The organism is Blautia coccoides (genome assembly GCF_034355335.1).
Taxonomy (GTDB): Bacteria; Bacillota; Clostridia; order Lachnospirales; family Lachnospiraceae; genus Blautia; species Blautia producta.
Genome location: NZ_CP136422.1, coordinates 4,838,304 through 4,850,000, shown reverse-complemented (window position 1 = coordinate 4,850,000; position 11,697 = coordinate 4,838,304). Strand labels below are relative to the sequence as shown.

Here is an 11,697-nt window from a genome sequence, read left to right as displayed (position 1 = left end):
TGTCAGGAGACGAAGCATTGAATTTAAGCCCCAGTAAACGGCGGCCGTAACTATAACGGTCCTAAGGTAGCGAAATTCCTTGTCGGGTAAGTTCCGACCCGCACGAAAGGCGTAATGATTTGAGCGCTGTCTCGGCAATGCATCCGGTGAAATTGAAGTACCAGTGAAGATGCTGGTTACCTGCGCCAGGACGGAAAGACCCCATGGAGCTTTACTCCAGTTTGGTACTGGGGTCCGGTATTGCATGTACAGGATAGGTGGGAGGCTAAGAAGTGGTGACGCCAGTTGCCATGGAGCCACTGTTGGGATACCACCCTTGCAGTATTGGGCTTCTAACCAGCCGCCGTTAACCGGCGGTGGGACAATGCCAGGCGGGGAGTTTGACTGGGGCGGTCGCCTCCGAAAGAGTATCGGAGGCGCCCAAAGGTTCCCTCAGAATGGTTGGAAACCATTCGCAGAGTGCAAAGGCAGAAGGGAGCTTGACTGCGACACCGACGGGTGGAGCAGGTACGAAAGTAGGGCTTAGTGATCCGGTGGTATTAAGTGGGAATGCCATCGCTCAACGGATAAAAGCTACCCTGGGGATAACAGGCTTATCACTCCCAAGAGTTCACATCGACGGAGTGGTTTGGCACCTCGATGTCGGCTCATCGCATCCTGGGGCTGTAGTAGGTCCCAAGGGTTGGGCTGTTCGCCCATTAAAGCGGTACGCGAGCTGGGTTCAGAACGTCGTGAGACAGTTCGGTCCCTATCCGGCGTGGGCGTAGGATATTTGAGAGGAGCTGTCCTTAGTACGAGAGGACCGGGATGGACGGGCCGCTGGTGTACCTGTTGCAGTGCCAACTGCATGGCAGGGTAGCCAAGCCTGGAAGGGATAAACGCTGAAGGCATCTAAGCGTGAAGCCCCCCTCAAGATGAGATATCCCATTCATAAAGAAGTAAGACCCCTTGAAGACGACGAGGTGGATAGGGCAGAGGTGGAAGTGCAGCAATGTATGGAGCTGACTGCTACTAATCGGTCGAGGGCTTGACCTGAGCACGAAAGTGCAAACGGCGGGTTTGAAAAAAGGTTTTTGTGTTTTGTATATGCGGTTTTGAAGATACATGGGAAATATATGAGTATGATATCCTATAGACATAATTGTTTATAGGATTTTTTAATTTCAAGGAATTTTGATTCTAAGTAACCTTGACGATTACGATATATATAAAAATCCACAGTACGCCATTTAACAAGGTGTGTACTGTGGATTTTTTATTTTGAGATCGATCAATGTTTTTCTTGTTTTAAGTCTTTAGAGAAGGATAGGATCATGAGTCCCAAAAAGAAAACACAAATATTGAAGTAGAAAGGATAAGAGGGATCCAGGTCATAGAACCATCCGATCAGGCTTCCGAACGGAACAGAAAGGCCGATCATCAGCATGTTATAAAGCGCGTAGATCCTGGAGCGCTCCTTCTCGTCAACGAACAGTGCCATAAGTGCGTCCTTCCGCGGAATGACAATAGCATAGGCTGAAGATTCCAGGATTGTGTATAACATCACCAGAAGCAGATTTTTCTCGGGACAGAGGATCAGGAGTATATGGCTGGCTATGTAGATGAAAAATCCGATGATCATGGAATTTCTGATCCTGAGACGGTGAAACAGATTCTGCAGGAACACCACAAAGAGAATCATGATGATAGTCCTTATAAGCGGAAAGACAGCTACCAGTTCTTCTGAAATATGCAGACTCTCTGTGATATAAAGCGAGAAAAAATTAGTGGTGGCGATCAGCAGTATATTGGTAAGTGTCATTATGTAAACCACAAGACGCATTCTGGAAGAACGTATGATCTGAAAAAAGATATCTTTATATCCGGTCAGCATGGAAAAGTAAGACATATTCCTGGTCTCTTCCATTCGCTGTCTGCCAATCCTGGTTTCGCCTCCGAATCTGTAAAGAAGAACAAATTTGGCTGTCATAGATATCCCCGATATAAAGAAAATCACACGGAATACAGATACCAGATCGTATATTTTCAGCAGCCAGATAGAAAGCGGAGCAAAGAATACGGAAAGCATTCCGCATATCTGTATCAGTGTAAACGCATTGGTGATATGCTCCGGAGGACAATCCTCGATAAACAGGCAGTTCCAGGAAGTATTGGTGATCTGAAAGGAGGCATTGATGGCGGCCGCTATCAGAAAATGCCAGAAGTTCTGTGAAAAGGCCCATATAAAGCAGGGGATGCTCCAGGATATAGTATCAAAGATCACAGTTGCCTTGCGCCGCCCCATTTTGTCGGTCAGAGCGCCTCCGATAAATGCAAAGAAAACCTGTAAAAGGAAGCCCAGTGAGAGGGTGGTCCCGATCTCCAGACTGGAAAGCCCAATCTTCCTCATATAAAGTGCCTGATAAGGGGAAAAGAGGGAATAGGGGATGAACCAAAGGGGTTCTGTACAGATGGACCACTTGGGATTTCCTTTTAACTGGAGGAAGGTCTGTACCAGAACATGATTTCTGATTTTGTTTCTTAAGGGGTAAGATTTCATAGTGTGTAAGAGTTCCCTTTCATCGTATTAGTGTGAGTGACCTTTCTTCATTATAAGGAAAGAGGACCATTAAGTAAAGCAGGTAATCTCTTAAAATCCTACAAAATTCAGTGAATTTCAGACTTTATGATTGAGGAATCCATCGTACCTGAAAAAATGACACCAGATTAAAATTTGAGCCATCAGCCTGTGGCATTTCACCTACGGAATACAGGAAAAATGCAGAATTTAAAAAATAAAATCTCCCTACATAAAAGCCGTACAGACGAGCGTGAAAATCGTCTGTACGGCTTTTTCCTGCAGTTTTATATATGCATCCTTCTCCTGACTTCGTTCCTCAGGCTGCTTCTTCTTAGAATCGTGATCAGAGCGCCGTCAATGATAACGGAACACGTAAGCACTACAGCAGACCAGGACAGGGACAGAGGCTGTTCGTAATAATTATGGATCAGCAGTTCAATACATACGGTCAGAGCCGCGATTTCTGCCAGGATCACTGCGGCAAGGGACAGAACGGAACGGTGTCTGTATCTGAGGCAGAATGCGAAGATGAGTATGAGCAGCGTGACAATGCCGATCATAGGAACCGCTAGCTTAAAGTACCATCCATTACCCGGATGCAGCCAGGCAATGATCCCAAAATACATGGCAATACTCATGCCGTCCAGCAAAAGGCTCACATAGGGATTTAATTTTGCCGAAAAGAACAGAGGCAGGAAAAAAATCCACAGAACTACGCAGATTCCGATCACATACAGTGACCAGCTTCCGTACTGAAAGAAAAATAAATTTAACAGGCCGCAGACCACGGCTGTGGTAGCCAGCATAACGGTCATGAGAATTGTGATATCGGCGCGGTCCACCGGCTCAGCATGGCCTTCTAAGGAGGGGAAGGGCTTAGGAGCAGTGGTATCCGGCGGCTGTTTGGGATTGACGACTTTTGTATTGCACAGGGGGCAGACCTCACAGGTCTTGTCAAGTTCCACCCCGCAGTTCACACAGTATGACATAAAGGATTCCTCCGAATTTATCTAATCCTTGGTTTCTCGGTTGCTTTCTATTTTGACCGGAATTCCGTCAGACACCAGTTTGCGGAAGAATATGCGTTCCACATCGGCTTCCACAATACTGCTGGCAAAACTTATGGTCAAGGTATTTTCATAGCTGACAACAGCGCAGTTGGTCCTGGCTGAAAAGGGCTGGCCCATGAGCACGTCAAAACGCTCCACATATGGTTTCATCTCCTTCGGAACCTGCACGATGCCCAGATTGGTCAGACCTGCTGTTGACTGCCGGTCCTGCACCCGGATGTAGAACTGTCTGACAACATAATCCTTTAAAAACAGAGGAACAATACGGATGAAAGGGCTCTGCTGGGTGGAAGCGTTGGTGGTAATGTCAGCGTTGAGGAATTTGTTGTTGATATAATACCTCATGTAATGGTGTACCTGCACCAGGATCTCCTCAAAGGTGTACTCACCCATTCTGGGATCTATGGAAGGGTATACCATAGTGATAAAATTGCGCAGTGTGATAGACGGAAAGAATTTACGCAGGTTTACAGGCAGCGCAAGCTTTACGGGCTTTTCACGGAATACATGGTCGGCTTTTTGCTTTTCCAGAAGGGAATAGAGGAGCACGGCATTCAGGTATTCGGTTATTGATGCCTTATAGTTTCTGGCAACTTTTAAAATCTTATCCACAGGCATGATCCCCGTGATAATGTTCAGCGTATAAAAAGGTTCCTTTGTTCCTATGACGCGGTAGGCACTGCCATTTGTGCGTGCCGGTTTTACTTTTGAGGAGGCATAACGCAGGTACGCGTCCTCAAGCTCCTCCGGGTCCGGTTCCTCATGAATGTCCAGTACGCCGTCACAACTGGGAATCTCGTGCCCCTGCAGGCGCAGATACACGGCCGTGATGGTTCTCAGCAGATACAAAGCGCCGTTTCCGTCGGAAAGGGAATGAAACATTTCCAGAGATATTTTTTTATGGTAATAGTATATCCGGATCAGATATCTGTTATTTGCCTTAAAGGACATAGGCATACAGGGATTCACAATATCCGGCTGGACAAAAGGCCCGGGTCTGTCGTTTGGTTCCAGATATCTCCAGAACAGACCTTTTTTCAGCGCTACCTTAAATGCAGGAAAACGGGGCAGTGCCAGATCCACAGCCTTCTGCAGCAGGGGGGGATCCACCTCTTCTTTCATAATCATGGTGATCCGGTAGACACTGGAAAAATTTTTTCGCTGCAGTGTGGGATATACATTTGCAGATAAATCTAATTTGTACCATGTAGCACGGTTTTTGTTTGTTTTTTTCTCCATAGGTTTATTATAAGATGATACGGGAAAATTATCAATAAAAACAGAAAAGAAACCGGAATGGACGTAACAGTTCAGCCATTCACTGTCCCGCGAGGTATTGCCTTGTATTTGCAAGGCAATACCGAGGCAGCCACGCGCCAGACTGCAGTTTTTGCAGTCTGTGTGCATGCTTTTGTTGCTATGAAACCGAAAGGCTGAATAGTAACGAATGGACGGATGGTCTGTACTGTGATAGAATGAAAATATGCTGGCAGGATACCAGGAGGAGAAGGAGAACTTTATGGAAATTAATCTGAAGACCAATCAGAGCTTAATGAAAGCCATCAAAAAGATGCATACACTGGTTGAAAGTCCCGATGTGGAGAAGCAGAGGGCATCTCAGGAAAATATAAGCGGGATTTTTTCAAAGAGTAAAGATATGAAATATAAAAATTTTGAGATAGACGGGATTCCTGCCGAGTGGGTCAGTGTGGACAGAAGGCATATGAAAAAATATGTGATCCTCTACTGTCATGGCGGCGGCTATAATACGGGAAGTTTCCGGTATGCCAGAAGTATCACCAATAAGCTAGCCAGCACCACCTCCATGGATGTTCTGAGTTTTGATTACCGCCTTGCGCCGGAGTGCCCCTTTCCCGCGGCGCTGGAGGATGCTGTAAAGGTTTGGGATCATCTCATGCATTTCGGATACGGTGCCAGGGACGTGATCGTGGCAGGTGACTCCGCCGGGGGGAATTTGGCACTCAATCTTGTGCAGGTATTAAAAGGACAGGGCCGTATCCTTCCGAGAGGGATTATCCTTTTCTCTCCTTGGACGGATCTCACAAAGAGCGGAAAATCCCATGAGCAGAAGGCAGAGATCGACCCTATCCTTTCCGAGGAATATATAGATAAGGCGATCCAGGACTATGCCCAGGGACGGGAGTTGAACAATCCCTATATCTCTCCTCTTTTTGCGGATTTCACGGGCTTTCCGCCTACCTATATCCAAGTGGGGGAGAATGAAATTCTTCTCTCCGACTCTCTCAATCTGCAGAAGCGGCTGAGAAAATACCATGTCCAGGTACAGCTTGATTTTTACAGCGGTATGTGGCATGTCTTTCAGATGTCACCCTTTAAGACTGCCTATGATGCCATGGATCAGATGGCGGAATTTATCTTTGACATCTGCAGATAGCAAGATCAGATATAGTCTAATATGTAAAATCCCATCATCAGATATAGCCGTGTCATAAAATCATCCAAATTTGCCCCTGTAAGCTGTGCGATGCGGTTCAGCCGGTGGGGAAGAGTGCTTCTGTTAATTTTGAGGAGCTGTGCAGTAAGTGTACTGTTCCTCTCATTCATCAGATAAGTTTTCAGGGTTTCGTACAGCTCAGTGCTGTGCTCTCTGTCATAATGGCGGAGCTGATGCAGGGCATCCGGAGCAATACTCTCCTTGGTAAAATCACCGGTTCCCTCCAGCAGCCAGTATTTTAATACATAATCCCGGAATTCATTATACCAATGGGGCACCCGCTCCATTTGGCTGTAGCTGAGTGCGATCTGGGCCTGTTTCAGGTGGATGGCCAGTGTTGAAAAACCGTGGAAGGGATAGGATACACCCATTCTAAGAAGTCCTTCCCTTATAATGTAGGACATTTTCATGCGCAGATCCTGGGAGGTGATCCGGCTTTTGCTGATATTGATCAGCAGATAAATATGGCCTTTATAGTAGCAGGCATGGCAGGCCTCAATACGCTCCTCGATCTCATTGCAGATGCTGTACACCGAGAGCTTTGTCACATCTGTGCTCTCAAAAGAGATGATACCGCACAGATACTGGTCTGCTTCCTCCCATCCCAGTATCTCCAGTTTGCGGCTGATATCGAGACGGTCTGTCTCTGTACCGCTTATGGTGTCTATGATCAGCTTTTCCAGAGGATGACGCTCGTCTTCCCCGGAGTCATTGCGCCTCAGAAGTGCCAGTTTTATGATCTCCGCAAAATAGGAAGCCACATAGAGCTGTCCCCGTGTCACAGGTGTTTCCATTTCTGATATGATAAATCTTCCTCTGTAATTTCCATTCATCCATAAATTGACATAGATACAGCGGTCATTGTTAAAATCACTGTCCCAAAACTGTCCGCCTGAGGTGGTCAGTGTTTTTTTATACGCCGGGCTTGTCCAGAAAAAATTGATGGTGTTCAAATCCTGCATATACCGTTTGGTCTGTTCATTATAGGTAAAATTAAGCGCTCCCTCAAAATGGCGGGGACAGGCCAGAATATGAAAGTATTCATCGTGGATGAATACGGGATTGTGAAAATGTTCCAGTGCGGCCACCGTAATATCATAGAGGCTGCCGTCCCGGTTCAAAATGTCATTGAGCTTCCGTTCAAGGAGAGAGTATCCGGTAAAAATCTGTTGCAGGGCATTGAATACTTCCGGCAGAGACATCGTTTCCGGGAATATGAGACAGGAACAGGAGTTCTGGACACTTCCCGCTGCAGGTACTCTGTTCACTGCCAAAAAGCCATCCGATAACGGAAAAGGATGTGACGAGAGAGTTTCGGGATCGGCAAGATAGAGAAATGCCCTTGATAAGTCCTGCTGTCCGGTATAGAATTGTACGCCTGTCAGACAGGGTTCTTCACTTGGCGGCAGCAGAGAGACAGAAATTTCATGTTCTTTCAATTTTTCATATAAAATCTGCATACTCAGCAGAAGGCCTGCAGGTGCGGCGTGATTCTCAGTCATGGCATTTCCTCCAAAATCTTATTTACACGGCAAAATCCATCCATTTTCCGGCAAAGGCTGTTCAGCCCCGCCGGAAAACGGACGGATTCAAAAGATCTCCGTTTGATTCTTATTTTATCGTAACAGAGGGTTTTTTACCAGTGGTGATTTTATCTTTTACTGCTTCAAGCTGTTGTATCCTGGTCTAATCTATAGCCGAAGGCCAGAAGCACAGCACCCAGCAGGATCACAACAGCGGGAATGATCATAAATCCCATGCTGATCCCTCTCTGAAGCTGCGGAGTAGCCATAGATGGGTCTATCTCCGAGTTAAACTGGGCAAGTGCCAGACAGGCTGAAATCAGGATACCTCTTGAAACAATACCTAATTTGATCGGCACAGTTAAAAGACCCATGACAGTTCCGGTTACGTCGTAACCCAGTTTTTTTCCGCTGTAAGCCGCACAGTTAGAGAACAGCTCCGGGTCGCAGGCGTTGGTCAATACCAGTATGAACATGACTGCGCACATGGCGGCCATAACCACCCAGGTCTGACTGTAGGCAAAGAAGGCTCCGGTGGCGATGAGTGCCATCAAAAAGTAAGAGCAGACCACGGTTTTCTTTGCGGTAAATCTGGCGACAATAAATTTTGATACGTAGGAAGCCACAACGCCAAGCAGATTGGCTGCAAAGACAAAGGTAGTCAGCAGACCTGCATTTTGGCCGATGTAGGTAAAGTAATAGATAGCCAGTCCGTTTACTAGGAACAGCACAATATATTTTGTGATACAGGATAAAAACAGCCACAGCAGATGCGGGTTGCACCGGATCGCGTCCAGAGCATGGACTTTTGGGGCATCCTGTGCAGTCTGCGCAGATGCGGACTGTCCGGCCATCATCTGCAGTTCCTCCTCTTTGGTCATCTCATAACCCTTAAACATGGAAAAATGAGCGTAAAAACCGGCGGCCATTAATGCGGAAAAGGCAAATGCAGTGGCAGCATAGGCATTTTTCTCTCCAAGCCACGCAGCAAAGACAGAGACGGCGGCAGGTCCGGCGTAAGAATAAACCACAGACGCCAGGGAAGTCCACACCATCCTGGTTGAGGACAGCGTCATTCTCTCCTTAGGTGTCCTGCCGGCAATGTTGATCATGGAAATATTAGCAATGTATGGAATATTCCACGCAATACGGCTGGTTATCATGGCCAGGGTAACAAACACAGCGGCAGCCAGCCCATTGCCGATCTTTATAAACTGCATAGCATAGAGGAAAGGGACCATCCAGGGTGTCAGGATCAGCCAGGAGCGGTAGCGCCCCCACTTTTTCGGCTTTATCTTATTCAGAAAAGGACCATACAGGCAGGAGAGGACAGCGTCCACCACTGCGGAGATGGTGGTCATCACTGTGATGACACCCAGGGAAAACTTTGCAATATTTGTAAAAAAGTAGGTCGCATAAAAGGTATCAATGTTGGACATCAGCGTAAAGCCGAAATCACCTACACCGAAGAACCGTTTTAATGAGGTGCTCAAACCATTCCGTTCTTTTTTATCCGGCATAAATGTATCTCCTTCCAGGGGGTGTATTTATGTCAGAAGATTTTATCGCTGACTTTGGCGATCTCTTCGGTAATGGTCTCATACACACCCGGGAATATGGATTCCGGTCCGCCCATGGTGTTGCAGGGGATAAAGAATTTTGTGCCGTTTTCTTTACAGACACGTTCTACTTCCTGTGCAATATGTTCTCTGCTCCAGTCCTCCCTGTCCACTTCACCGCTGTCAATACCGCCCATAAATGTGATCTGACCGCCGTATTTTTCAATCAGCTCCGGAATATTGTTGGTACTCATGACACCCTGCCAGATGTCGATTCCCATTTCGATCATGGAAGGCACCAGATTGGCAGCGTAGGAATCTGAGTGATGGATAATAACCTCAACACCGTGTTCTTTATAATATCCGTAAACTTTCTTATAAGCAGGTTCATAGAACTCTTTGAACATCTGTGGGGAGATAAAGGAGCTGTTTCTGGAACCCCAGTCATCGTGGTGGAAGAGGGCATCCGGTTTTAAATATTTACAGATTTCTTCTGCATAAGCCAGTTCCCAGTCTGTGATGTAGTCGATCAGTTCATGCATGTAGTCAGGTTCTTCATAGAACTGGATCAAACAGTTCTGGATTTCCAGAAGATAATGGCACTGTTCAAAGATACCAGGAGCCACAAAGGGGGCAACGAAATATTCATCCCTGTCGATTTTCTCGGCTTCTGCAACGAAGGGTGCCCACTCTTCAGCGGAGAATTTTACATTCGGTGCTTTTACATAATCTCTCCAATGGGTAATATCCTTGCAGACGATATGCTCTTCATCGTGTACCGGGAATGGGCCGGGCATTCCTTCCGGGAAGGAAATGGTAACACCCCATGCATTTTTTACATTAGGGCCGCCCTTGGTGGGCATGGCGTTTCTCATAGAATAAGGTGTGCCGTAGAGCATGGCGATTGCCTCATACTGATTTACGTATCTGTCCGGATGACCTCCGCGGATGGTTTCTAATAAATTTTGTCTTTTTGATAACATAGTTTAACACCTTTGTAAACTATTCAGCGGGGCAATTCAGTATAGATTTTGTCCATAACAGAGAGGGCGCTGAACAGTTATACTCCTTTCTATATTTTGTACGTTCTGCTGTTTATTCGTAACTATTCAGCGGGCGGGCAAAAAAACATGGCAAAAAGTGATTCTGCATAGATTTTCGCCCGCAGTTATGAGGGTACTGAACAGTTACGTTTATAATATTATTATAAGGGCATTTCCTTATGTGCACAATTAATCAAATATGGGAAATTAGAAGGCTGATATTAGACATAATGATGGATTTGGGTGCTGCTGACAGCAGAAATAAAAAAAGCCCGGAAACATGAAGTTCCGGGCTTGAGAGGCGCCAACCAGATTTGAACTGGTGATAGAGGTGTTGCAGACCTTTGCCTTACCACTTGGCTATGGCGCCATATATGTTATTCTGTTTAAAGAGATATTACACTATATTATATTACCACATTTTCAAAAATATGCAAGTAAAAAATGACTCCAAGGGGATTTGAACCCCTGTTACCGCCGTGAAAGGGCGGTGTCTTAACCGCTTGACCATGGAGCCGTTAAGATAAATAGATAAAAGAGGCGCCAACCAGATTTGAACTGGTGATAGAGGTGTTGCAGACCTTTGCCTTACCACTTGGCTATGGCGCCTGAGTGACTCCAAGGGGATTTGAACCCCTGTTACCGCCGTGAAAGGGCGGTGTCTTAACCGCTTGACCATGGAGCCGTGTTTTAACGGAGCGACCATGGATAATGATAGCATAAGAAAATACAAATTGCAAGCATTTTTTTCAAAAATTTACACTACTCACACAAAACAGGATTCCCCCGTTTGATCATAATATTCTCCTATAACTATTCTGTTTATGTTTTTGAAAAAAAACGGGAGAACAAATTGTGTCAATGGAATATGTAGTGTATACTTAGTTTAAACTACAGCGCACTGCATGAGGAAAGTGTTTTGGGCACACATTGACGGGAATGCATGAGAGAGGTGATCGTATATGAAATTCAAAGGAAAAATAGCAGCATGGTTCTGGATCATATTTTTGGCCGGAAATGTTTTGATGGTTTATGAATTGGTGGAGTCAAGCGGGGTGTCTGCTGAGATCGGCGCTGCACTTGTGGTCTTCAACGCGATTTTTATTCCTATGGTTGTGAGGAATTATGTGGTGATTGATGGAACCAGGATGGCAGTCTATTTTGGGATCATGAAGGATTCCATGGAAATTTCCGAAATCCGGGAGATACGCAGGACCTGTAATCCCATTTCCGCCACGGCAGCATCACTGGACAGGATCGAGATAAAGGGCAGAAGACAGGAAATGATATGCGCGGTCCGGGACAGAGAACGACTGATCGAAGAATTGTTGAGATGTAATCCGGAGATCAAGGTGTGAAGAGCGATAGAAAAATTTTTAGGATGTTGTTAAAAGGGAGCCGTGAAAAAATGAGCCACGAAAAAAGAGTTCTCATTTTTTTACAGCTCTTTTTTTGTGTCCGTGTGA

The 11,697-nt window shown here is 46.0% G+C and carries 8 protein-coding genes, 4 tRNA genes and 1 rRNA gene (1 of these 13 cut by a window edge); 3 read left to right on the top strand and 10 right to left on the bottom strand.

Translation table 11 applies throughout. From position 1 onward, the window contains the following. A 23S ribosomal RNA gene (locus BLCOC_RS21780) occupies positions 1–1,035 on the top strand; it begins 1,849 nt to the left of the window's first position. A 235-nt stretch (positions 1,036–1,270) separates the two neighbouring features. Here the strand turns inward: BLCOC_RS21780 and BLCOC_RS21775 are convergent. From BLCOC_RS21775 to BLCOC_RS21765, 3 genes are all read right to left on the bottom strand, one after another. Further along, positions 1,271–2,389, bottom strand: coding sequence for an MFS transporter (locus tag BLCOC_RS21775; RefSeq protein ID WP_167467729.1), 1,119 nt, complete (start codon positions 2,387–2,389; stop codon positions 1,271–1,273). Between the two features lie 455 nt (positions 2,390–2,844). Further along, positions 2,845–3,549 carry a DUF6320 domain-containing protein gene (locus tag BLCOC_RS21770; protein WP_018594576.1) on the bottom strand — a complete coding sequence of 235 codons (705 nt, stop codon included), beginning with the start codon at positions 3,547–3,549 and terminating at the stop codon, positions 2,845–2,847. Positions 3,550–3,570: 21 nt separating this feature from the next. Next, positions 3,571–4,869 (bottom strand): condensation domain-containing protein, encoded by a 1,299-nt coding sequence (locus BLCOC_RS21765; RefSeq protein WP_115625465.1) that lies wholly within the window; start codon positions 4,867–4,869, stop codon positions 3,571–3,573. A 280-nt stretch (positions 4,870–5,149) separates the two neighbouring features. Between BLCOC_RS21765 and BLCOC_RS21760 the strand changes: the two genes are divergently transcribed. Further along, positions 5,150–6,046: an alpha/beta hydrolase gene (locus BLCOC_RS21760; RefSeq protein WP_115625464.1), complete on the top strand. Its 897-nt coding sequence runs from the start codon at positions 5,150–5,152 to the stop codon at positions 6,044–6,046. Between the two features lie 5 nt (positions 6,047–6,051). Here BLCOC_RS21760 and BLCOC_RS21755 read toward each other — a convergent pair whose 3' ends face one another. The 7 genes from BLCOC_RS21755 to BLCOC_RS21725 all read right to left on the bottom strand — a co-directional run bounded on the left by BLCOC_RS21755 (position 6,052) and on the right by BLCOC_RS21725 (position 10,916). Continuing rightward, positions 6,052–7,608, bottom strand: coding sequence for a PucR family transcriptional regulator (locus tag BLCOC_RS21755; RefSeq protein WP_115623356.1), 1,557 nt, complete (start codon positions 7,606–7,608; stop codon positions 6,052–6,054). A gap of 164 nt (positions 7,609–7,772) precedes the next feature. Continuing rightward, on the bottom strand, positions 7,773–9,149 hold the full coding sequence (locus BLCOC_RS21750) for an MFS transporter (RefSeq protein WP_115623355.1): 1,377 nt from the start codon (positions 9,147–9,149) through the stop codon (positions 7,773–7,775). Between the two features lie 32 nt (positions 9,150–9,181). Next, the gene (locus BLCOC_RS21745; protein ID WP_115623354.1) at positions 9,182–10,171 is read right to left on the bottom strand and encodes a uroporphyrinogen decarboxylase family protein; all 990 of its coding nucleotides are present in this window, start codon (positions 10,169–10,171) and stop codon (positions 9,182–9,184) included. A 359-nt stretch (positions 10,172–10,530) separates the two neighbouring features. Further along, positions 10,531–10,601: transfer RNA gene (locus tag BLCOC_RS21740), tRNA-Cys, on the bottom strand. 75 nt (positions 10,602–10,676) lie between these two features. Then, positions 10,677–10,748, bottom strand: a tRNA-Glu gene (locus tag BLCOC_RS21735). Positions 10,749–10,769: 21 nt separating this feature from the next. Beyond that, a tRNA-Cys gene (locus BLCOC_RS21730) sits at positions 10,770–10,840 on the bottom strand. A gap of 4 nt (positions 10,841–10,844) precedes the next feature. Beyond that, a tRNA-Glu gene (locus tag BLCOC_RS21725) sits at positions 10,845–10,916 on the bottom strand. A 277-nt stretch (positions 10,917–11,193) separates the two neighbouring features. Here BLCOC_RS21725 and BLCOC_RS21720 point away from each other — a divergent pair. After that, positions 11,194–11,589: a PH domain-containing protein gene (locus BLCOC_RS21720; RefSeq protein WP_115623353.1), complete on the top strand. Its 396-nt coding sequence runs from the start codon at positions 11,194–11,196 to the stop codon at positions 11,587–11,589. Positions 11,590–11,697: the final 108 nt, after the last annotated feature.